The organism is Acinetobacter sp. AG1 (assembly GCF_001005525.1).
In the GTDB taxonomy this organism is placed as follows: Bacteria; Pseudomonadota; Gammaproteobacteria; order Pseudomonadales; family Moraxellaceae; genus Acinetobacter; species Acinetobacter modestus.
In genome coordinates this window covers 1-23,801 of sequence record NZ_LBMZ01000120.1, presented here as the reverse complement: position 1 = coordinate 23,801, position 23,801 = coordinate 1, and the positions used below count along the sequence as shown (strand labels likewise).

The following is a 23,801-nucleotide window of genomic DNA, read 5'->3' as shown; positions in this document are numbered from 1 at the left end:
GAGAAAACAGTGGAGATTACATGAATCTGCTACTTATCGGTGTGTTATTAGCCCTTGTGGCAATTGCATATCAAATCGGGCTGAGCAAAAGCCGTAACCTAGCAGGTAAGGGAAATAACTCAGCAACTTTGCATTCACGTCCAGGTTATTATGGTGCGTTGGTCGCTTTGTGGTGTGGTGTTCCTGCTTTTTTAATTTTGATCATTTGGAACTTGGTCGAACCAAGTGTCTTGCAACATATTATCTTTAACAATATTCCAGCATCGGTCAGTGCAACTTTAGATGAAGCAAGCCGTGATGTTTTAATCGATCGTGTTCAAGCGATTGCGTCTGGTTTTGGGGTTACAGATCAGCCAGCAGCTTATGAGCTAGCAGCTGCACAACAACTTGCTAAATTTGAAACCATAGGTTCTTTTGCAAAATTGGCAATCGTAATTAGTGCTGGTTTAGCAGGTTTGGTTTGGGCAAAACGTCATGTGAGTCAGCAATTTCGTGCTCGTAATCAGGTTGAGAAAGCCATTAATGTTGGTTTGATCCTATGTTCTGGTGTGGCGATTCTCACAACGATTGGTATTGTACTGTCAATGTTGAGTGAAGCATTACATTTCTTCCGTTTTGTTAGTCCAGCAGATTTTTTCTTTGGCACAGAATGGAATCCAGGTTTTAGCACGTCGGGTAATGCAGAGGGAAGTTACGGTATCTTGCCATTAATTTGGGGTACTTTAATGGTCAGTGGTATTGCATTATTAGTTGCAGTACCAGTGGGATTGATGATAGCTATTTATCTAGCTGAATATGCATCTCCAAACTTACGCTCTTGGGCAAAACCAACAATTGAAGTATTAGCGGGTATTCCAACCATCGTTTATGGTGTATTTGCTTTAATGGTCATTGGCCCATTCTTCAAAATGATTGGTGAAATTGTTGGTATTGATATTAATGCAACAAGTGCACTGACTGCGGGTTTTGTCATGGGGATTATGATCATCCCATTTGTTTCATCGCTTTCAGATGACATTATTACTCAAGTTCCTCGCGCGTTACGTGATGGTTCGTTGGGTTTAGGTGCAACCAAATCAGAAACGATTCGCCAAGTTGTATTGCCAGCAGCATTACCGGGTATTACAGGTGCATTTTTACTTGCGGTGTCACGTGCGGTAGGTGAAACCATGATCGTGGTACTTGCCGCAGGGAACAGTCCATTATTGCATGCAAATCCATTTGAAGCAGTTTCAACAGTGACTGTGACAATTGTTAAACAGTTAACTGGTGATACAGATTTTGCGAGCCCACAAGCATTGGTGGCATTTGCACTTGGTTTAACTTTGTTTGTGATTACTTTGGGTTTAAACATTATTGCACTATATATCGTGCGCAAATATCGTGAGCAATACGAATGAGTTCAAATACATCTCCTCTGGATCAGAACGTATTTGATCCACAAGTAGCTGCTGAACAACGTGAGCAGCGTAAAGCAATAATTCAAAGCTCTTTAGCAAAGCGTCATCGTAAAGAGAAAGCATTTCGCTTTGCAGGTTTCTCTGCGGTGATGATTGGTCTTGCATTTGTTGCTTTACTTTTCGGTAGTATTTTAGCAAAAGGTTTGCCTTCATTTTGGCAAAGTAGTATGACTGTTCCTGTGTATTTTGATCCTACAATTATTAATGTAGGAGCAAAACCGAAGCAGACTGCTGGTGAGACACCTGCTCATTTTGAAGAGCGCTTTGTGGCTTGGCAAACTGAAATGGGCATGGTGGATTGGGATGCACTTATTGTTAATGGTATTGTTGCTAAAGATCCAGCACTAGAGTCACAACGTGATTATTTGAATAGTTTGTACACAAGTTCAGAAGCCTATCGTTTACGTGACATGGTACTTGAGAATCCAGCATTAATTGGTACTAAAGAAGAGATTAAATTCTTAGCGGACGCCAATGTGGATGTGTGGTTAGCAGGTAATATTGATCGTTCTTTACCAGATGACCAACAGCAGCTTGATCCAGAAGTTCGTCAACTTGCAGATAAATTAAAAGCAAATGGTATTATTGAAAATACATTTAATACGAATTTATTTATCAGCCCAGACTCTCGTAGCTCACCAGCAACCAGTGGTTTAGCGGGCGCGTTTATGGGTTCGTTATTCATGATGTTGATTGTAATCTTGATTTCAATTCCAATCGGGGTTGCAAGTGCGATTTATCTTGAAGAATTTGCACCTAAAAACATCATGACTGACATCATTGAAGTCAATATCAATAATTTGGCTGCGGTACCTTCGATTGTATTTGGTCTACTCGGCGCGGCGATCTTTATTGGTTGGATGCATTTACCATTGTCTGCACCGTTGGTTGGTGGTCTGGTACTCAGTCTCATGACTCTACCAACCGTGATTATTACCACACGTGCTTCATTAAAAGCTGTGCCACCTTCAATTCGTCAGGCAGCGCTTGGTTTAGGTGCATCAAAAGTTCAAACAGTGTTCCATCATGTGCTACCACTCGCGTTGCCAGGAATCATGACAGGATCAATTATTGGTGTTGCACATGCTTTGGGTGAAACTGCACCATTACTGTTAATTGGTATGAGTGCATTCGTTGCAAGTGTTCCAGCTACGCCACTGGATCAGGCAACAGCATTACCTGTACAAGTTTATTTATGGCAGGGAAATGAGTTACGTAACTTCTTTGAAGGGCGTACTGCTGCTGCGATTATTGTGTTACTTGCATTAATGATTGGTTTAAACAGCCTTGCAATTTGGCTTCGTAAGAAATTTGAAGTGCGTTGGTAGTTGAGGAGAGTACAATGAATACGATTGATATTATGAACGCCGTAGAAAAGGATAAGTCAGTGAATCCACAGCAAACAGAATTTACTTCATCTGAAGCGCCAGTTCAGCAATCTAATACTGCGTTTGTTTCTCAGTTTGAAACAGCTTCATCGAATAAAAAGCCAAAAGTAAATGATGTGAAAATCAGTACCAAAGATGTGCATGTTTATTATGGTGAAACTGAAGCAATCAAAGGTATTGATATCGATATTTATCAAAATGAAGTGATCGCATTTATTGGACCATCGGGTTGTGGTAAATCGACATTTCTGCGTACCTTAAACCGTATGAATGACACCATTGATAGTTGTCGTGTGACAGGCAAAGTGACACTGGATAATCAAGATATTTACGATCCAAGCCTTGATGTGGTGTTGCTACGTGCTCAAGTGGGTATGGTGTTCCAAAAGCCAAACCCATTCCCAAAATCAATTTTTGATAACGTTGCTTACGGACCAAAATTGCATGGTTTAGCACGTGATAAATATGATTTAGAAGAAATTGTAGAAAACAGCTTACGTAAAGCAGGCCTGTGGGATGAAGTGAAAGATCGCCTTAGCCAACCAGGTACAGGTTTATCTGGTGGTCAGCAACAGCGTTTGTGTATTGCACGTACCATTGCTGTTAGCCCAGAAGTGATTTTGATGGATGAGCCTTGTTCAGCGCTTGATCCGATTGCGACAGCAAAAATTGAGGAATTGATTTCAGAACTTTCTGAACAATATACCATTGCGATTGTAACGCACTCTATGCAACAGGCTGCACGTGTTTCTGATCGTACTGCTTACTTCCATTTAGGTGATTTGATTGAAGTAAACTCGACTGAGAAAGTCTTTACTCAACCAGATCATCAATTGACTGAAGCGTATATTACGGGTCGTTTTGGCTGATTGATCTTCTATAAATCAAAAGGGCCTTCGGGCTCTTTTTTTGTGCTACAGATGAAAATGAATCTATTTTGCAAAATCACTATTGAATTTTTATTCAATAGACCACATCTTAGTCGAATAAAGCCGAACTTATAGAGCACTTACTTTATGTTATTCCATTTACCTAAATTTCCTGCTGAAATTCGTATTAGTCATTTAAATGCGCGTGTGAATGAACAAAGAAAAAGAATTGCACAAACAACAGCATCTCGTTTGGAATTACTACAACTCGTTCAACAACTTGCTAAAGAAGCAAAGATTCGAAAAAAGAATGATCAAAAAATTTATGTACTTGACTTTAAAGGTGATGTTCAGGCATCTGCGGTAGATACCATTCGTGAAGAAATTACTTTAATTTTAGCAACTGCAAAAGCAGGTCATGACCGTGTCGTTGTACGTTTAGAAAGCCCAGGTGGCATGGTTCATGGTTATGGTTTAGCGGCGGCTCAATTGGTTCGTTTACGTGATGCCGGTTTTAACGTCACTATTTGTGTCGATAAAGTCGCTGCAAGTGGCGGTTATATGATGGCATGTATTGCCAATGAAATTATTTCTGCTCCTTTTGCTGTTGTAGGTTCGATAGGAGTGGTTGCTCAAGTTCCAAACTTCAATCGTTTATTGAAGCAACACAATGTTGATTTCGAGCTTTATACCGCAGGTGAATACAAACGTACTGTGACGATGTTTGGTGAGAATACGCCAGAAGGTAAAGCGAAATTTGAAGAAGAGTTACAACAAACTCATTCTTTATTTAAGCACTTTGTTGAGAAGTATCGTCCACAATTAGATGTTGCTAAAGTTGCAACGGGTGAACATTGGTATGGTGAAGATGCACGTGAATTGAACTTGGTCGATAAATTACAGACCTCTGATGAATATTTGTTAAGTTTATTACCAAAACATGATGTTTATGTGATTAATACTCGTAAGCGCCCAACTTTTGGTGAAAAATTAGGTTTACAAGCTGCTCAAATGGCTGAGAATTTAATCCCTACAGTTTTAGGGAAACTCGTTGATAGTATTCACAGAACAAATAGTTCAATCGTTCAAATGCGTGATCCAAAGTTCTAATAAGATTGCATTTTTGATATTAATAAACCAGTCTAAATAGACTGGTTTATTTTATTTAGAGATTGATCATGAAATTCAATCCTAAGAATATATAAATAATCAGCTATATAAAAACCACAAAAGTTGTTTTAGGGAAGATTGTTGTTATCGCGATCATTTGTTATTTTAACCATTAGGTTAATTCTTTAACTAATTAGTATTCAATAAATACATAAAAAATAATTGATAAGAGAGTATAAAAATGACACGAGTTGTTGTCTCATCTAAGAAGAATTTGCATGTTTTACAAGATGCGCAAATGAAAAGTATTATTTTGGATCAGCCCTCAATTGTACAAATTGGTGTAAATCAGGCGGATATTAAATCAATTATCAAGCAAGGTAATGATCTGGTTATTACATTAAAAAATGGTGAGAAAATCATTATTAGTGACTTTTACAAGGATAGCAATCAGACTGAACATACACTTGCAATTCCAAATGAAGATGGTAGTTATGCAATTGCTCAATTTGATGATTCAGGTCGATTTATCCGTTACATGCCTGCAACTCAATTGTCTCAATTTATCGATAGTGAAATGCCGACTCAAACTATTAAAACAGAGAGTGGGGTAGATGATTTAGGTATTAGTAAGTCACAATTATTGAAAGTCGGTTTAGTTGCTTTAGCAGCAGAAGGCGTGTACTTATGGGCCGTTAAAGATGATGAGGATCAGTCGAATCAGAATCATTCTATTGATATCACTCCGCCAATTGATCCAACCGCAACATTAGCTACTGATACGCAAACTATTACAGGGAAAACGGAAGCAGGTGCAAAAATTGAAATTAAAGATACGACAGGAAAAGTAATCGCAACCTCACACGCCGATCAGCAAGGTAATTATACAATTAAACTTGATCAACCTTTAGTGAATAATAGCAAAGTAACGGTGATTGCAATTGATGCTGCTGGTAATTCATCTAAAGCAATAGCAGTGATTGGTAATAAAGATACGATTGCACCAGAAGCGCCAAGTGCTCAATTAAATGCAGATGGAACATTGGTAAATGGTAATGCTGAAGCAAATGCGACAGTATTCATTTATGATGCGGATGGAAAATTACTTGGTTCAGTCAAAGCGAGTAAAGAGGGTTTATATTCAATTAAAATTTCACCTGCGTTAACGAGTGATAAAGGTGGAATAGTGATTGCTGAAGATGCGGCAGGTAATAAGTCTACGCCGTCTAAGGTGATTGCAGGAAAAGATACTATATCTCCTGATCAACCGTTGGTAGAAATAAATAAAGAAGGGACTTCAATTTTAGGTCGAGCTGAAGCAAATACAAAAGTACAAGTTAAAGATTTAGATGGAAAAATTATAGGAAGTGGTATTACAGATTCACAAGGTAAATTTAACATTACACTTTCGCCAGCTTTGACGCCAACACAAAAAGCAGCAGTTGTGCTCGAAGATGTGGCAGGAAATCAGTCTAAGCCATTAGAAATTAGTGTAGGAAAAGATACCATTGCACCTGACAAAGCCGTAGCACAATTAAATGCGGCAGGTGACTTGATTACGGGCACCGCTGAAGCAAATGCAAAAATTCAAATTAAAGATTCAAGTGGTAAATTAATTGCAAGTGGAGTTGTTGATGCACAGGGTAAATTTACGATTGCAATTTCAACAGGATTAACTGTGTCAAAAGAGACAAAAATATATGTAATTGACGCGTCTGGTAACTCATCTGGAGCGATGGATATTGATGGCGCGAAAGATATTACACCTCCGACAAAACCCATAATTCCAAAATTAACTGATGATATTGGTGATGTTAAAGGTCCTATTAATGCAGGTGGTACAACGGATGATGTTAGACCAACCATTTCTGGAGCAGCGGGTTCAGCAGAATCTAAGGCTTTATTAACGATTTATGATAATGGGCAGGCTATAGGAATTGTTAGTGTTAATAGTAATGGAAGTTGGGTCTTTAATCCAAATCATGATCTAGCATTAGGTCTGCATAAAATTACATTGACTCAGACGGATGCCGCTGGGAATACTAGTGAAATGAGTGATGTATTTAGTTTTACGATCGTTTCTCCAACGACGACCTTGGTATTGCTGCAAAATGAAAATATTGATGTTAATTTGAGTCATGCTTCGCTCGTAGATCAGATTGATTTAAGTTCGTTAGAAACGAAACAAATAGCTGTTACACCATTACCCTCAGTCGAAAAAGTTTCATTAAATGATATATTAGTTTCGTCAAATCAACATGATAACCAACTTGATGAGGTGTTAAACCAGTTTGCTTCCACATCATCTACATCTACCAACGATGTCGTGGATAAGAGTTTAATAGGTTCTGATTTTATTCCAAGCATTAAACCAGAGATTTTTGATCAATTCGATATATTGCAACACGCGATCATTTAAATTGGAATTTTTAAATAAAACGCTTATTTATCGATAAGCGTTTTATTTTTGTAGAGTTGAATCATCCCCATAACAATCGCACCAAGCGTAGCAAGAAACATATCTTTGTGAGCATCCCATTGATCGCCTTGTTGTCCATTGTAATTCTCAGCATCTTCAGGAGATAAACCCATCGCAATCCACCATTCAATCAATTCATAAAATAAGCTACTTGCCATTACAAATTGAATCACCAATAAAAATAGAGAGAATGGTTTTACCTTGGGTAACCATACTTGAAAACATCGATAAAAAAATGGGTACAGCAACAAGCCATAAGCAAAATGCACAAAGCGATCATACATATTACGTGACCAGCCCATACTTTGATTTAGGTCGAAGTGAAAAAGCGTATTGATCCAATCGTTATAAGGAACATAAGAATATAGGTAATGTGCACCAATAATATGAATGAAAAGGAAGGCGAGATAGAGACAGAAACTATAAAAATTGATGCCAATCTTTTTCAGTGTAACTAACAAGGCAATCAGCATCAGAACAGTACCTGCTTGATGCAATAAATAGGATTCAAACTCTAAAGGTTGAATGCTTGCGATGATGACACTCAGTACAATGCTAGCTAAAGCAAGGTAGTGTTTTAAATTCAGTTCTTTTTCTATCATGCCATATCCAAAATGAATTAAGGCAAATATGATTTACCTTACTTGTTTGTATTTAAGTCGGTTGGTTGTTTTTCTGTAGATATACCACCAAGTGCCTGACAAGCTTGTTTATATAATTGATATTTTTGTTGTACAACCTCATCTAGTGGGATATCAAAAAGATCTTCACCATTTTTATATTGTTCGATATAAGTTGAGACTTTTTCCTTATTGACCGCAAGTGTTTCTTGGTAAAAGTTAGACATTGATGATGGGGCAACTTGGTTTGTCTCAATATTTTTACATTCGAAATTCTGTAAAATTTTTTCTGCACGTTTTACTTCACTGGATTTGCCAAAAACACATCCAGTTAAACAGATTGTGAGCACAAACGAGAAAAAAAGCTTCATGATAAATAAGGTAAAATTTGAGTTATTGTATTATTGTATATTAAATTAATTTAATAAATTAATTCTTAATGTCCAACACAAAAAAAATTAAGTAATTTTTAATAATTTATTTTTGTTTTTTAAAAAAGATAAATAACCTGAGAATCATGATGTACATAAGAAAAGCAGAGAAAAAAGACGTATATGATTGTGTTCCATTGATCTATAGTGCGGGCGTGCCTCTATTTGATTACATTTATGGGCATGAACAAATTACGGCGGAGCATTTTATTCACAAAGAGTTTTTGTCTGAATATGGGTATACCAGCTATAACTTACATTGGGTTGTTGAGGATCAGGGGAAAGTGATTGCTGTCGTGGCATGCTATGCAACAAAAGATTTGTCTCGTATGGATAATGGAACTATTAAAAATATTTTAAAAATGTATAAATTTAGGTTTCCTCGTGTGTTGATGCGAGCACTAAATTCTAGTTCAGTTGTAACAAAACCCAGTGAGACGAGCTTACATGTGGCAAATTTTGGTGTGCATCCAAATTATCGTAGTAAAGGAATCGGCACTCAATTATTACAACATCTAAAAATGCACGCCATTGAACAAGGATATTCAGGGTTATCTTTAGATGTTTCTAAAGCAAATCCAAAAGGGCAAAGCTTATATGAGCGAATCGGTTTTAAGGTCGTAGAAGAAACAGCTTTTAAAGATGAAAACACTCAAAGAATGCCAAATGGTAGACGGATGGAATGGTATTTCTAACACGATCTAGAATATGAATATTTATAAAGACTAAGATTTCACGTTATGCTATGTATGAGCATCATCAATCCAAATTCTTATGCGAGTTTTAAACATTATTTTATATGTCTTGCTAATCTGTTGCTCTTGTTTGGCAAGTGCCAAAGATTATGATTTTTTTGCAGAAGATCATGATGAAACGGAGAGTATGTTTGATGCTGCTTATCCGCAAATTAAAACAGATTATTCAATCTTGCATAATCTTTTTTTCCAAGATGATCGTTGGCGTGTTTATAACTATACCGCTTACCAAACGAATCAATTTAATCAAAAGATTTTAACGGGAGATACGAGCAATCTATCTTTAGATGATTTTTCGATTTCACTTGGATACGGTATGGTGTATCAATTGAATAAAAATAATCGGATTGGTTATGAATATCTTTCCAGTTTTCCATTTGATCGTGGGCAGTTAATTCGTTTGTTTTGGTTGCGTATTTTCTAAGCATTTTTTTGATACAGCCCAGCTCTCACAATCCCAGCTTTGGTTTCTTTGATCTTTTGCCATGTTGATGGGAGTTGCAATTGAGATAATTCTCGATCCGCTTCTACATAAATAAACGCATTCTCCGTAATAATTGGATCAGCTAATTCAGCAAGTTCTTCCCATAATGCTAGGTCGTAAGGGGGATCTAAAAAAACAACATCAAAATGAGTGTTTAATTTCTTTAATGCTTGTTGTGCAGTGAGTGTCAGTAGCTGACAATTGTCTGCTTTTAGCAATTGAATATTTTCTTTCAAAAAGCGAGCTTGAATCGGGTTGGGTTCGATCATGACGACTTTTGCAGCGCCGCGTGATAAAGCTTCAAAAGCCAGTGCACCAGAGCCGCTACATAAATCTAAAACTTGTGAATTTTGTATATCCCACATGAGCCAATTAAATAATGTTTCTCTTACTCGATCTGGTGTCGGACGTAAACCTTCAATGCTAGCGAATGGTAGCGTTCTACGTTTCCAATCACCACCGATGATACGTAATTGATTTTTCATTATTCAGTAACTCCATCATTGGACTGAGAAGCAGCAGTTGTTGTAACTGGACTTGACGCTGCTGGTGTTGATGCAGGTGAATCAGAACTATTTGGTAGTTCACCGGGTTTAATACCCGCAGTCATTAAACCGCCACTCACTTGATGGTTGGCTGGACGAATAGGATTATTTTTACGAGTGACTAACCAGTAATCAAAGACTGGACGTGCAAGTTGAGCTGCCGATCCGCCATGTTTACCATTCTCCCAAACGACAGCAATTGCGATTTGAGGATTATCCGCTGGTGCAAAGCCAACAAATAAACCGTGGTCCCATTGTCGAGAGGAAAGAGCGGCTTCATTATAACGTTTGCCCTGAGCAATACTTTTGACCTGAGCTGTACCTGTTTTACCCGCAATAGAATATTGTAATCCGCCCTTAATGCCACGCCCTGTTCCAGATTGAATGACATCAATCATGGCTGCATGCATGTTGAGCCAATCTTGCTCTGTACCATTAAATTGAATTTTACCGTCAGGAGCATTATGCACAGAATATTTTTTTGCGCCCTTATTATCACGTAAAACGTGAGGTGTAACGTGAGAGCCTTTGTTGGCAGTAATTGCTACAGCCATCGCAAGTTGTAACGGGGTAGCAGTAAATGCACCTTGTCCAATACTCACAGAAATGGTTTCGCCTTTTAACCATTTCGATTTGCGTGTACGCATTTTCCAGTCAGGACTAGGATATAAACCTGTGCTTTCACTTGGTAAATCTACACCTGTTTTTGCGCCAAAGCCAAATTGTCGCATCCAGTCATTCATTTTTTCGATACCCATACGATAAGACAGGATATAGAAATAGGTATCGCAGGATACAACTTCAGCTTTATGTAAATTTACAGCACCATGACCTGTCTTTTTATGATCACGGAAGCGGTGGCTATCTCCTGGTAAATTAAAATAACCAGGATCAGAAATTGCTGTGCCCCAATCGACAAGTCCGTAATGAATTCCACCAAGTCCGAACATCGGTTTAATCGTCGAACCAGGTGGATAAACACCTTGTACGGCACGGTTATAAAGTGGTTGGTCTAAGTTGTCACGTAAACCACTATAATCTTTTGAACTGATGCCTGTAACAAATAAATTTGGATTAAAACTCGGGCTAGATACCAGTGCTAAAATTTCTCCTGTTCGAGGATCCATTGCTACAATTGCACCACGACGATCGGCCAACTGTTGAGCTGCAATGGTTTGAAGACCATAATCTATCGATAAATAAAGATCATTTCCACGCGTTGGGTTTTGACGACCTAAATGACGGAGTACATTACCATGTGCATCGGCTTCAACTGATTCATAGCCCGGTGTTCCATGTAATAACTCTTCATAGCTTTTTTCTGCACCAATTTTTCCAATCAGGTTTGTGCCTGCATATAAATCTTTATCAATAGATTTTAGTTCTTTGTCGTTAATTCGCCCCACATAACCGATCACATGCGCAAATAATTCGCCATGAGGATAGTAACGTGTCATTTGTGTTTCAATTTTTACACCCGGAAAGTCGTATTTAACTTCGCTGAATTTCGCAATATCTGCCTCAGTTAGATTTAACTTGATGGCAATTCTTTCCGTTTTACGTGCAGTTTTTACACGACTTTTAAAACGATCGACATCTTCTTGGGTTAAGCTCAGGACTGGAATTAAACGTGCAATAGTTCCATCAATATCTGTGACATCTGTACGACTTAGTGTTGCTGTAAAAACAGGATAATTATCCGCTAAGAGTACGCCATTACGATCATAAATATAGCCACGTGCGGGTGGAAGAGGTTGTAAACGAATCCGGTTTTTATCAGAGGCTGTTGTAAAGTCGTCGTAATGAATAATCTGTAAATATGCATAACGGCAAATTAATAAAAGTAGAAAAATAGCGACGACAAATATAGCAAAGAAGATTCGACCCTTGTAAATGCGCTTTTCTTGCTGCATGTTTTTTAAAGGAAAGTGCTGTTTCATAGGGTGTCGACTTAAATTACAAGGGAGAAAATATAAAAGGCGCATCATTTTAACGTAAGTTGCATGATCATACTGTAGTATTTTCAATACATCATCTGAATGATGACGCAACAGTTTTTGACTTTGCAGACATTAAAATTGTAGGGACTTGTATATTAGATGCAAAATAATTCTGTTAAAGTCTCAAACTGTTTGAAATAGGATTGTCCAAGATACATTCTTAGGGAAAATGGAGAAAATAATGAAAAAATCTTACCTTTTACTAGCGGTTTTAGCATTCAACGGCGTTGTCCATGCTGAAGAAAATCCATATATGCCTGAAGCAAAATTAAAAGGGGCAAAAGACGTAGCAACTTGGAATATTGGTGCTGGTTTTACTAAAAAATTACTACATGCCAATCTTGAATGGGTAAATCCATACGGTATTGCTTATGCAAAAGTAGGCGCTTTTTTAAATGATGATAATGAACCTGGTGCGCAAATTGGCTTTCGTTATCCATATTATTTAACAGGTACAGATAAAAATGGTTATTACCTTGGTCTTTATGCTGGTCATTTAGATAGTAAAAACTATGGCGGTAAACAAAAAGGGAATTTAGGTGTTGGTACTGATTTAGCATTTGTTTGGTTGAATAGTGATCGAATTAGTACATTTAGTGTGGGAGCGGGAGTGCGTGACAAGATAGAAGATGGAAATGGGAATACTGTTAAAAAAGTAGAGCCCGTTTTTCAGATTTCTTACACGTTAAGTTTTGGCTTATAGGAGTGTGACTGATTGTTCATTCTTCTATAAGTCTTAATGTATCAATAATTCTGAGAGTCATGCATGTTTGATTACGTCAATGAATTGTGGCAGATTTTTTTAAATCGACCTGACCATCTGGCGGTCCTAAGTATTATTCCAGTGACAGCCCTAGTAACATGGGCTCATGTATGGATGGCTTTAAAAATGGTGTTTTACCCAATTAATTTTTGGGGATTCCATTTAGGACCTTTACCTGTAGGTTGGCAGGGGATTGTGCCGCGTAAAGCAGGGCGTATTTCGGGCATCATTACCGATAATACATTATCTAAGTTGGGTTCATTGCGTGAGTTTTTAGAGGCAATGGATCCAGAAGATATGGCAATGATCATAGGTGAGCAAGTTGGTTTTGAACTTGAACACTTAATTGATGAAGTTATGGTTGATCGTAATGCGGTGTTGTGGGAGAACTTACCATACTCGATTAAACGTCGAATTTATGCGCAAGCCCATAAACAGTTGCCAAATACATTAAAAGAACTTGTGACTGAGCTGACCATGAACGTCGAGTCACTTGTGGACATGCGGGAAATGGTGGTCAGCCAAATGGAAGGTGATCGCCGTTTAATGGTACGTATGTTCCTTAAAGTTGGTCAGAAAGAAATTAATTTTATTTGGCATATCAGTGCGTTAATTGGAATGTTCTTTGGTGTTTTCCAAATGATCGTTTGGTTTGTGGTGCCGTGGCATTGGACAGTTCCTTTTTGGGCATCAATCTGGGGCTTTTTAACCAACTGGATTGCGATTTGGATGGTATTTAACCCAATTGAACCGCACTATATCCGTTACCCACAGATTTTCCGTTTGACCAAAGACCGTAAGTTTCCATGGATCGTTCCTGTGCTAAGGATTGGTACATATAACGTTCAAGGTGCATTTATGAAACGCCAAGAGGAAGTTTCAGATGTATTTGCAAGCGTGGTAACGGAAGACTTAATTACTCTGAAATCCATCATGACTGAAATGATGTATGGTAGTAAAAAAGATAAAACTCGTCGGATTGTCAAGCGCCATATCAATGAAATTATGGAAACTCCATTGGTCAGAACTTCACTGCAGCTTTCATTGGGGCCAAGAGAATATGCTAGACTCAAGACCGACTTGATTGATCGCTCAATTGAAATTACTATGGGTCCAGTATGTGACCCAGCTCTGAATGCAAGTCGTGCGCAGAAGATCTTTCAAATGTTTAGAGACCGCATCCGTGAACTAACACCGAAAGAGTTCCAGAATTTATTGCGACCTGCGTTCCAAGAAGATGAGTGGATCCTAATTGTATTGGGTGGTGTGACTGGTTTTTTTGCAGGTTTAATCCACTTATTTGTTGCTTTCTTATAATTAATTTGATGTTGGTTGAGCAATAAATCTGTATCATATTGCTCAATTTAAGATTTATTGTTTTTAAATGAGGATGTTCTTTTATGCGCATTATTTTACTCGGACCACCTGGGGCAGGTAAAGGTACTCAAGCTCAGTTGATCTGTAAGCGCTACAATATCCCACAAATTTCAACCGGTGATATGCTCCGTGCTGCAATTCGTGAAGGAACTGAACTAGGTCTTAAAGCGAAAAGTGTTATGGAGTCTGGTGGTTTAGTATCAGACGAACTCATTATTGGTTTGGTTCAAGAGCGTATCGCTCAACCAGATTGCGTGAACGGTTGTATTTTTGACGGTTTCCCACGTACGATTCCACAAGCTGAAGCTTTGGAAACGGCGGGTATTTCAATTGATCATGTGATTGAAATTGATGTTCCAGATGAAGAGATTGTTCAACGTCTTTCAGGTCGTCGTCAGCACCCAGCTTCTGGTCGTGTTTATCATCTTGTTTATAATCCACCTAAAGTAGAAGGTAAGGATGATGAAACTGGTGAAGACTTGGTACAACGTCCAGATGATCAAGAAGAAACGATTCGCAAGCGTTTAGGTTCATACCATAGTGAAACTGAACAGCTAGTAGGTTTTTATCAAGGTCGTGCTGCTTCAGGTGAAAATGCACCAACTTATGATAAATTGAATGGCTTACGTGCAATCGAAGAAGTTCAAAAAGAATTATTTGCTATTTTAGATAAATAATTTAGTTTTGATAGAACTGTCTTATGTAGCCATAAGACAGTTTTTTTATACCTATAATTATCTACGACATAAAATGTCGCTATGTCAGATTAAATGATATAAAAACTAAACAAAAAACGTTATATTTCATTCAAGCGTACAATTTAAAAATACTGAAACTTAGAATTATTTTAAAGGGTTAACTATGTTGCTGACGATTCAATCTGATCAAGTCGAGCAAATTATTCCAGATGCAAGTTCGGCAAAATCAGCCAAGAAACTCGCAAAATTTGAAGCATGGAACAATATCTCGGGTTCGACTGATCAGTGGATTTGGGGAGAAATTCAGGGTAGTGCGATTTATCAAAGCGCAGTTTTTTTACCTGAACTTAAATGCGAATGTAGTTGTCCAAGTTTTAAACGACCTTGTAAACATGCTTTAGCATTATTGTTTGTTTATACCGAGTATCAAGATAAATTTACTGTGCAATCAGATGAACAAAGCATACCTGATCGAGTACAAAAATGGCGAGATAAAAAAACTAAAACACTTGAGAAAAAAGAAAACAAGATTGATAAACCGATTGATGAAGAAGCACGTGCGAAACGCCAATTGGCACGTGAAAAAAAAATGGATGCAGGCATTGAGGCATTACAAACATGGTTGAATGATGTTGTCACGATGGGGCTTGGGCGATTACGTCAACAACAACATGAAAAATTCCGCGATATTCAAAGCCGTTTGGTCGATGCCCAAGTTGCTGGCTTAGTTAGTTATTTAGATGAGTTTTCGAGTGCGCTGTATCAAAGCAATTGGCAAATGCAGAGTTCATTTTGGTTAGCTAAATTACAAATAGCCGTTCATTTATGGCAAAACCGTCAGCAGCTTCAGCCAGAACTGTGTGAAGAAGTAAAACAGCTTTTTGGTGTGAATTTACCCACGGATGCGTGGGATCAAATTGCAGTACAGTCTTTAAATGTGTATGCACTGGGACAAGTCACGCAGGAATTGGTCAATACTCGTGGACGTTATCGCCGTCAATGGCTATGGGATAGTCAAAATTTACGTGACTATTTGATATTAGATTTTGAAATTCCGCCTTATTCAAACTTTGGCTTAACGTTGCCTTTCCAAAAACAACTGGCTTTAAATGCCAAACTTTATCCAGTGGTAAGCCAACAACGTCTTCGTTTGGAAGATAATTTAATGTCATTCAATGATTTGAGCCTAACGCTGGTTGCGCCAAAAGGCTTTAAAAATTTTGATCAAGCATTTACTCAATATGCGAATGGCTTAAAACAATATCCTTTGCAGTTAGTACGCTTTTTCTGGCTAGAGCAATTGCATTTAGTCAAACATGACAAAGTAATTTATTTGGTCGATCAGGATCAAAAGATGTGTGAAATTGAAATTAAACAATTTGTTGAGCTATGGTTTTTAGTGGGGGCTGAGCCATTTAGTGCAGGCGTTGAATGGAATGGATTGCAACTAAAACTGGTGAGTATTTGGCAAGGAGGGCACTTTGAATGTCTTTAAGCACATCATACAGTGAGTTTAACCAGCAATTACTGCTCAAACTGACGCTAGGACAGCAATTTAAACAGACTGTAAAAGTGCCGAATGAATTGCAAGTTTATGCGCCTCAACAGATTGATTCAGCTCAAGACTTATTGGTTTTGAATCAATATTGGGTGCTCATGCAACAAGCAGGTTATCAAGCACAAGGTGTACCTGAAACGATCCAAAAAAACATGACTAATACCGCTCAGGTACACAATGAAAAGCCATTGGATTATGAGCTTGTTCAAATTTTGAAATGGGTTGTTGCACAAGAGTCACCATTTTTGTATCAGGATTGGGTCAATCAAATTTTCAAACTTGCTCAACTGCAGCAGCAAGTGATTCCTCGTTATTTGGTGTTAAAAGTTTTACCACTGTGTCGGAACCCCGTGTTGTTGGCATCAGTCTTACCTGAGTTTGCATTTCAGGGCGATGTGACAACGCGTTTGGATGATGCAAAAAGGGTATGGAAATATGTGAAGCAACAAGACGCAGCACCATTGATCTGCCAATTACTGAAATTAAAAAGTAGCGAATGGTCCTTGTTGATGAGCCAATTATGCGGTCAATTGCCGAACTTTATTCATCAACATATTGCAGAGTTTTGGTCAGAATCGATTCAGAGAAATCATTTGCAAAGTCATGCTGAAAGTCTTGTGACATATAATATGCCAGTGACTCAATTTGAAGCTTTATACCAGCATGTAAAAACATTAGAACCACAGAATGCAGCGACAGTAAGTGGTAATGCTGCATTAGCTTTCTATTTATATTATCAAGATAACGCGCTTTATAATGAAGTTATGGCGTTACTGCGTGTATGTTTGAGCTACGATGCCCAAGCTAAAAAAGTTAAATTCAACATTAACTTAGATCAAGATGATGCACTCAATGATTATGGCTTTTTTGATCGAGAAGCTAATTTGGTTGAAAGTCGTAAAAGTTTAAAAACAGCTTACCAAAGTGCTCAAGTCGAGCAAGCTTATCAGGCATTTTGTGCAAGTTCGCAGGGCGTGCTTTATCTCAAAAGAATTTTAATCCAATTGCCACTTGCGTATTGGTTAGAATTATTTGGTGCTTGGGAACATTTATTCTTATTGCATTCACAGCAAAAAGATTCACTTTGGAATGCGTTTATTGTGTGTTGTTATCGAGAGCAACGTCGTGATTTAGCTTTATGGTTTTACCAACATCAAGTCAAATGGTGTGAAGCTGTGACGACATCAAGTGGGAACATGTTTGAACGTGAGTTAGTCTTTACTTTACTAGACCAAGAACCAGCAACTGGATTGTTATTAAAGCAACTCGAGTCCCATTACCAAAATCAAGATTTAGAACATTTCTGGTTTGTTTGGCAACGTGCCAAGTCTTTGTATCAAGATCATAACATCACAGAAATGGCGGTCGTGTTATTACAACATGCTTATGCACTCTTGGATTTACAACAAGATCAGAAAAAATTTGCGATCTTAAAAGAGCGAGCACAGTGGCTGATTCTGCAAGCCTATCCAATCGACTTTAGTGGCTTAAAACCGCTGTTCTCTGTTTCAGAGTGGAAACAACTCATTCAATTGAATCAATACAAACAAAAAATTATTGCTTAACGATCAAGAAATCATAAATTAGGATAACCAACATGTCTCAACAAGTTTTACGTGCGCGTGCAGAACAACAGTTTTCTCATGAATTAGATGCATTAAAAGCACATGATCGTTTAGCTAAACCTCCTCAATGGCAGCTTTCACCAAAAGCAGTGGTTGACTATTTATTAGGAACAACTTTAGCTGATGGCACAGTGATTTCACCAAAATATATTGGTAATCGCCGTTTGATGGAAATTGCTGTCGCAACGTTGGCGACGGATCGCGCATTATTGTTATTGGGCGTACCAGGTACGGCAAAATCATGGGTATCAGAACATTTGGCTGCGGCGATTTCAGGTAATAGTGCTTTATTGATTCAAGGTACGGCAGGTACGAGCGAAGATACCTTACGTTATAGTTGGAATTATGCGCAACTTTTATCCAAAGGCCCAAGTGAAGATGCTTTGGTGAAAAGTCCTATGTTACGTGCGATGCAAGAAGGTAAGATCGCGCGTGTGGAGGAACTGACTCGTATTCCTGCCGATGTCCAAGATACCTTGATTACCTTACTTTCTGAGAAAAATTTGCCTGTTCCTGAGTTGGGAATTGAGTATCAAGCGGTACAAGGTTTTAGTGTGATTGCAACAGCCAATAACCGTGATAAAGGGGTGAATGAACTCTCTTCTGCGTTAAAGCGTCGTTTTAATACGGTGATTTTACCGCCGCCTGCCACCATCGCTGAAGAAGTGGAGATTGTTCAAAAGCGTGTTCATTCATTAGGTAAAAGTTTACAACTGCCTGAGATTCAGCCTTTGGATGCTCAAATTCAAAAACTGGTGACGATTTTTAGAGAGTTACGTCATGGGCAAACCTTAGATGGCAAGCAAAAACTTAAAACCACCACAGGAACTTTATCAACGGCTGAAGCCATTTCAGTGATGAGTCATGGCTGGGTGATGGCAGGGCATTTTGGTTCGGGCGATGTCACTGATCATGAGTTGGCTGCAGGTCTGCAAGGTGCAGTATTAAAAGATCCTGTGCAAGATATCGTACCTTGGAAAGAATATGTTGAAACCGTGATTAAACAGCGTGAGGGTTGGCAAGACCTGTATCGTGCTTGTCGTGATTTAGAATAAAACCAAATAATAAAAACCTCATCCCAATCTTCTCCTTGAAAGGGAGAAGCTGTGATCGGAATAAAGGATAAAAAATGCTGCATATTCTCGGTATTCGTCATCATGGGCCTGGTTCGGCGCGTAGTGTGTGTAATGCTTTGGCTTCGATTCAACCTGATTGTATTTTGATTGAAGGACCACCTGATGCCAATTCAATCATTGCTCAATTGCAACATGCAGATTTTAAGCCGCCTGTTGCATTATTGTTGAATACCCCTGTACAAAAAGAAGTGCGTTCACAAGCGGTTTTTTATCCCTTTGCTGAGTTTTCACCAGAGTGGCAAGCCTTACAATATGCGTTGCGTCAGCAAATTGCAGTAGAGTTTATGGATCTGCCTTTGCAACATCGTTTTGCGCTGGAAAAACAATGGGCAGAACAACGTTTAGAGCAAGCTTCAGCAGACGAGCAAGCATTAGTAGACGAGCAAGAAATTGAGTCTAATCAGCAAGGTGATGTTGAGCCAGAACAGAACTTGGAACAGCATTATCTTTCGATTCGCCGAGATCCAATTCAACTTTTGGCAGAACAGGCAGGTTATCAAGACAGTGAACGCTTTTGGGAACATTTGGTCGAACAGCAACCGCACGCTGGACAAATGTTTGCCGCAATTAGCGATGCCATGGCAGCTTTGCGTGATTATTTGCTAAGCCAGCAACCTGAAAATTATAGTAGTGAAGATCAACTGCTAGAGCAGTATCGCGAAGCCTACATGCGCAAAGTGATCAAGCAGGCAGAAAAGCAAGGCTACCAAAATATTGTGGTGATTTGTGGTGCATGGCATGCACCTGTATTGGCGGATTTAAAAGCGCAAAATAAAGCAGATACCGCCTTGCTCAAAGGCTTACCTAAGGTAAAGATAGATGCTGCATGGATTGCATGGACACATGGGCGATTGAGCAGGGACAATGGCTATGGTGCAGGTGTACAAGCGGTTGGATGGTATACCCATCTTTGGAAGCATTACCAACAAGCCTTAGATGCAGAGGCAGATGGCGAAAAAATTACGATTGATTGGTTAAGCAAATTTGCCCATGCCTTACGCCAAGCAGGTCATGATGCCTCTAGTGCTCAGATTATTGATGCGGTACAACTTATTCAATCTTTATTGCAATTACGTGGACGACGTATTCCTGATTTGGAAGATTTATTTGAGGCAACTCGTTCGGTCTTAAATCACGGCTTAGATATTCCGCAACCGATTTTAGCTAAATTGCTTGAAGACGAGCAATTGGGGCAAGTGCCTGATGAGTTGATTGAGTTGCCCATTCAAAAAGACTTTTTACAGCAAGTGAAGCATTTCCGTCTGAAGCTCGAAGCACCTCATCGTGACATTAGTCTGGATTTACGTGAAGCCTTCGACTTGGCAAAAAGTCAATTTTTACATTGCGTGAAATTACTTGGTCTCGCTTGGGCAGAGTTAGCAGGTACAGGCTCAAAACAAGGTAACTTTAAAGAAGTTTGGCAGTTGTCTTGGCAGCCTGAAACTAGTTTATATCTGAATGAAATGTCGTTGTGGGGCAATAGCATTCAGCTTGCCACACAAAGTTATGTCGAACATCAGATTAGACAATGTGAAGATGTGGCGCAAATTGCGCAACTGATCGAAAGCATTTTATTGTCTGGTTTGGATCAAAGCCTAAATTTGGCTTTGGATAAATTGAATGAGCTCACTACTCAGCATCAAGACCCAAGTATTATTTTGGCGACCTTAAAGCCACTGATTACTGCAATTCGTTATGGCAGTGTGCGCCAATTTTCAATGCAGCATTTACATCAAGTGGTAGAGCATTTAGCGATTCGGTTAATGTTGAGTTTGCCAAGTTATTGTGTACAGTTGAATGCCGAAATGGCACAGCAATTTGCCCAACAACTACAAACTTTATATGAGCTTTTAGAACAATTACAACAAGATGAATTGCTACAGCTCTGGCAAGAGACCTTGCAACAGTTATTGCAATTAGAACAGATGCAAGGTTATTTGCATGGTTGTTGTGTACGTTTAGCACGAGAACAGCAGTTGATTGATGTGGAGCAAACACAGGGATTTCTGTCTCGAGCTTTGTCGATTGGGCAGACGGCGGATTATAGTGCGGCTTGGTTTGAAGGTTTCTTGACCCATCAAGCTTTGTTATTGATTCATGAGCAAAGTCTTTGGGACACCGTGAGCCAATGGGTCAATCAATTACAAGAACAGCAATTCATTGAGTTATTGCCAATTTTGGCCAGAACAGCTTCAAGTTTTAGCCCTGCTGAAGCACAGCAATTAATTCAGAAAGTGACGCAGAAAGCGACCGCAGTCAAACAAGAGGTCGGTACTTTAGATATTGCACGTGCTCAAACGGTATTAGATGAAATTTACGCGTATTTACAGCCTGTTGCTGTCGAGGTTTAAGTGATGAATATGAATGAAGAACTGATCACTTTAGAGCAACCTGACCTTGCGGAACAAGAACGACGTTGGCGATTAATTTTAGGACAAGTCCCAAATTCGACTTCGCATTTACCGAATTGGTCGGTGCAAGATACCAAAATGCAAGAATGTCTGAATGAGCTTTATCAGGCGCAACAGCCTAATCGCCGTGGTGGTTTGGGGCATTCTAGTCCTAGGATGGCACAATGGTTGGGGGATATTCGCCAGTATTTCCCATCTTCTGTGGTAAAAGTTATTCAAAAAGATGCTTTAGAGCGTTTGAATTTACAACAAATGTTGTTAGAGCCTGAATTGTTGGCGAGTGTAGAAGTCGATATTCATTTGGTTTCTACCTTAATTTCACTCAATCATTTGATGCCTGAAAAAACTAAAGAAACCGCGCGCATCGTGGTACGTCAGTTGGTAGAGCAGCTTGAAAACCGTTTAAAACAACCATTACAGCAAGCGATTCGAGGCAGTATTAATCGCTCAGCACATACACGCCGTCCTAAGCGCATGCAAGACATTAACTGGAAGCGCACTATTCAGTCCAATTTGAGACACTGGCAGGAAGATTTTAAAACGATTATCCCACATGAGTTACATGGGCATCCACGCCAACAAACGGCTTTAAAAGACATTGTACTCTGTGTTGATCAGAGTGGTTCGATGGCACCTTCCGTGATTTATTCCAGTGTTTTTGCGGCGGTGATGGCAAGTATTCGTGCAGTCAGTACACAAATGATCGTGTTTGATACTGAGTTAGCCGATTTAACCCCTTTACTCGAAGACCCAGTGGATGTGTTATTCGGTACACAGTTGGGTGGGGGAACCGATATTGCTAAAGCAATTAAATACTGTCGTAGTAAAATCACTCGCCCAGAAGATACCATTTTTATTCTTATCAGTGATTTGTGTGAAGGTGGAGATGCTAAGCAAATGCTCAAGCAAGTGGCTGAAATGCTAGATAGTGGTGTGCAAGTGATTACGTTACTGGCATTGTCTGATGACGGTGCACCTTGGTACGACACTCAACATGCACAGATCTTTGCGGATATGGGGATTCCAACGTTTGCCTGCACACCTGATCAATTTCCAGAACTCATGGCGACGGCTATTGAAAAACGAGATATTCATGCATGGTATGCAACCCAGCAAAATCTGACATAATAGAGGTTAAAGATGATGTTACGGCATGCAAGTCGAAACGTATGAGTAAATTGAGGATATGTCTTTGCTGAAAATTATTTTGATTGTGGTGGTAATTTTAAGTTTAGCTTTACTGTTGTTTTTATTGTATCAAAGTCAAAAAATGCTGCGTCATGTGCAGAAACAACAGGCTTTGGAAAATAAGAAAAATGGTCGAGAACGTCAGCTACATCCTAAATTACAGCAGCGTAAAAAACCTCAGGATTAACTGAGGTTTTTTGTTGGAATTGTTTTTACGGCTCCAAATTCAAAACGCTCAGGCCAGTTGCAGACATCGGATACGATACATTCAGCACATTTAGGTTTACGTGCTATACAACAATAACGTCCATGCAAGATCAGCCAATGATGAGCATCAATAATAAACTCTTTAGGAATAACCTTAATTAATCGATCTTCGACTTCTAAAACATTTTTACCTACTGCCAAACCAGTACGATTGCCAACACGGAAAATATGGGTATCGACTGCCATAGTGGGATGACCAAAGGCGGTATTGAGCACGACGTTTGCCGTTTTACGCCCTACACCCGGTAAAGCTTCCAGTTCTTTTCGCGTTTCTGGAATTTGTCCTTGATACTGATCAACTAAAATCTGACAAGTTTTGATCACATTTTCAGCTTTAGCGTTATATAAGCCAATCGTCTTAATATATTCTTTTAAGCCATCAACCCCTAGATTTAAAATAGCTTGTGCAGTATTGGCAACTGCATAGAGTTTATCAGTCGCTTTGTTGACACTGATATCGGTTGCTTGTGCAGAAAGCAAAACAGCAATCAGTAACTCAAAAGGAGAGTTATAATTCAGCTCAGTTTGGGGATGTGGTCTTTGCGTACGCAAACGTTCAAAAAAAGTCTGAATTTGTTTTTTGGTCATATTTTTGACAGGCATTTAGATTCCCTGTAATTCATTTAAACGTTTTTGC

21 protein-coding genes are annotated in these 23,801 nt (G+C 38.9%); 16 read left to right on the top strand and 5 right to left on the bottom strand.

What is annotated here, in order from left to right; genetic code table 11:
• The first annotated feature begins 20 nt into the window (after positions 1–20).
• The 5 genes from pstC to blp2 all read left to right on the top strand — a co-directional run bounded on the left by pstC (position 21) and on the right by blp2 (position 7,246).
• Positions 21–1,400 (top strand): phosphate ABC transporter permease subunit PstC, encoded by a 1,380-nt coding sequence (gene pstC, locus AAV96_RS13855; RefSeq protein ID WP_004663223.1) that lies wholly within the window; start codon positions 21–23, stop codon positions 1,398–1,400.
• Positions 1,397–2,788: a phosphate ABC transporter permease PstA gene (gene pstA, locus AAV96_RS13850; RefSeq protein WP_004663221.1), complete on the top strand. Its 1,392-nt coding sequence runs from the start codon at positions 1,397–1,399 to the stop codon at positions 2,786–2,788. The genes pstC and pstA overlap by 4 nt, the downstream gene beginning before the upstream one ends.
• A gap of 14 nt (positions 2,789–2,802) precedes the next feature.
• The gene (gene pstB / locus AAV96_RS13845; protein WP_004663218.1) at positions 2,803–3,717 is read left to right on the top strand and encodes a phosphate ABC transporter ATP-binding protein PstB; all 915 of its coding nucleotides are present in this window, start codon (positions 2,803–2,805) and stop codon (positions 3,715–3,717) included.
• Positions 3,718–3,864: 147 nt separating this feature from the next.
• Positions 3,865–4,827 carry a protease SohB gene (gene sohB, locus AAV96_RS13840; RefSeq protein ID WP_046739719.1) on the top strand — a complete coding sequence of 321 codons (963 nt, stop codon included), beginning with the start codon at positions 3,865–3,867 and terminating at the stop codon, positions 4,825–4,827.
• Between the two features lie 241 nt (positions 4,828–5,068).
• Positions 5,069–7,246: an Ig-like repeat protein Blp2 gene (gene blp2 / locus AAV96_RS13835; protein WP_046739718.1), complete on the top strand. Its 2,178-nt coding sequence runs from the start codon at positions 5,069–5,071 to the stop codon at positions 7,244–7,246.
• Between the two features lie 23 nt (positions 7,247–7,269).
• Here the strand turns inward: blp2 and AAV96_RS13830 are convergent, their stop codons facing one another.
• Entirely contained in the window at positions 7,270–7,908 is a 639-nt protein-coding gene (locus tag AAV96_RS13830) for a DUF2238 domain-containing protein (RefSeq protein ID WP_046739717.1), read from the bottom strand.
• A 38-nt stretch (positions 7,909–7,946) separates the two neighbouring features.
• The gene (locus AAV96_RS13825) at positions 7,947–8,297 is read right to left on the bottom strand and encodes a hypothetical protein (protein ID WP_046739716.1); all 351 of its coding nucleotides are present in this window, start codon (positions 8,295–8,297) and stop codon (positions 7,947–7,949) included.
• Positions 8,298–8,446: 149 nt separating this feature from the next.
• On the opposite strand from AAV96_RS13825, the gene AAV96_RS13820 reads away from it, so the two are divergent.
• The gene (locus AAV96_RS13820; protein WP_046739715.1) at positions 8,447–9,052 is read left to right on the top strand and encodes a GNAT family N-acetyltransferase; all 606 of its coding nucleotides are present in this window, start codon (positions 8,447–8,449) and stop codon (positions 9,050–9,052) included.
• A gap of 79 nt (positions 9,053–9,131) precedes the next feature.
• Positions 9,132–9,536, top strand: a complete 405-nt coding sequence (locus AAV96_RS13815) for a hypothetical protein (RefSeq protein ID WP_046739714.1) — start codon at positions 9,132–9,134, stop codon at positions 9,534–9,536.
• Here AAV96_RS13815 and rsmD read toward each other — a convergent pair.
• Together rsmD and mrdA are read right to left on the bottom strand one after the other, a co-directional pair.
• A complete protein-coding gene (gene rsmD, locus AAV96_RS13810) occupies positions 9,533–10,081 on the bottom strand; it encodes a 16S rRNA (guanine(966)-N(2))-methyltransferase RsmD (RefSeq protein WP_046739713.1) in 549 nt (182 codons plus the stop codon). The genes AAV96_RS13815 and rsmD overlap by 4 nt on opposite strands.
• On the bottom strand, positions 10,081–12,081 hold the full coding sequence (gene mrdA, locus AAV96_RS13805) for a penicillin-binding protein 2 (RefSeq protein ID WP_046739801.1): 2,001 nt from the start codon (positions 12,079–12,081) through the stop codon (positions 10,081–10,083). Before mrdA ends, rsmD begins: the two co-directional genes overlap by 1 nt.
• 241 nt (positions 12,082–12,322) lie before the next feature.
• On the opposite strand from mrdA, the gene AAV96_RS13800 reads away from it, so the two are divergent.
• The 9 genes from AAV96_RS13800 (at position 12,323) to AAV96_RS13760 (ending at position 23,084) form a co-directional block, all read left to right on the top strand.
• Positions 12,323–12,844, top strand: a complete 522-nt coding sequence (locus tag AAV96_RS13800) for a hypothetical protein (protein ID WP_005217615.1) — start codon at positions 12,323–12,325, stop codon at positions 12,842–12,844.
• Between the two features lie 63 nt (positions 12,845–12,907).
• Positions 12,908–14,221, top strand: a complete 1,314-nt coding sequence (locus tag AAV96_RS13795; RefSeq protein ID WP_046739712.1) for a membrane protein — start codon at positions 12,908–12,910, stop codon at positions 14,219–14,221.
• Positions 14,222–14,304: 83 nt separating this feature from the next.
• Complete coding sequence (adk, locus tag AAV96_RS13790) at positions 14,305–14,958, top strand: adenylate kinase (protein WP_004663203.1); 654 nt, start codon at positions 14,305–14,307, stop codon at positions 14,956–14,958.
• Between the two features lie 184 nt (positions 14,959–15,142).
• Complete coding sequence (locus AAV96_RS13785) at positions 15,143–16,474, top strand: SWIM zinc finger family protein (protein ID WP_046739711.1); 1,332 nt, start codon at positions 15,143–15,145, stop codon at positions 16,472–16,474.
• Positions 16,465–18,102 carry a hypothetical protein gene (locus tag AAV96_RS13780; protein WP_046739710.1) on the top strand — a complete coding sequence of 546 codons (1,638 nt, stop codon included), beginning with the start codon at positions 16,465–16,467 and terminating at the stop codon, positions 18,100–18,102. Before AAV96_RS13785 ends, AAV96_RS13780 begins: the two co-directional genes overlap by 10 nt.
• Positions 18,103–18,134: 32 nt before the next feature.
• The gene (locus tag AAV96_RS13775) at positions 18,135–19,217 is read left to right on the top strand and encodes an ATP-binding protein (RefSeq protein WP_005217609.1); all 1,083 of its coding nucleotides are present in this window, start codon (positions 18,135–18,137) and stop codon (positions 19,215–19,217) included.
• A gap of 74 nt (positions 19,218–19,291) precedes the next feature.
• Positions 19,292–21,649 (top strand): DUF5682 family protein, encoded by a 2,358-nt coding sequence (locus tag AAV96_RS13770; protein ID WP_046739709.1) that lies wholly within the window; start codon positions 19,292–19,294, stop codon positions 21,647–21,649.
• A 3-nt stretch (positions 21,650–21,652) separates the two neighbouring features.
• Positions 21,653–22,837, top strand: a complete 1,185-nt coding sequence (locus tag AAV96_RS13765) for a VWA domain-containing protein (RefSeq protein ID WP_046739708.1) — start codon at positions 21,653–21,655, stop codon at positions 22,835–22,837.
• 64 nt (positions 22,838–22,901) lie between these two features.
• Positions 22,902–23,084 (top strand): hypothetical protein, encoded by a 183-nt coding sequence (locus AAV96_RS13760; protein WP_034602651.1) that lies wholly within the window; start codon positions 22,902–22,904, stop codon positions 23,082–23,084.
• Here the strand turns inward: AAV96_RS13760 and nth are convergent.
• Positions 23,081–23,767: an endonuclease III gene (gene nth / locus AAV96_RS13755; protein ID WP_046739707.1), complete on the bottom strand. Its 687-nt coding sequence runs from the start codon at positions 23,765–23,767 to the stop codon at positions 23,081–23,083. The genes AAV96_RS13760 and nth overlap by 4 nt on opposite strands.
• Positions 23,768–23,801 lie beyond the last annotated feature (34 nt).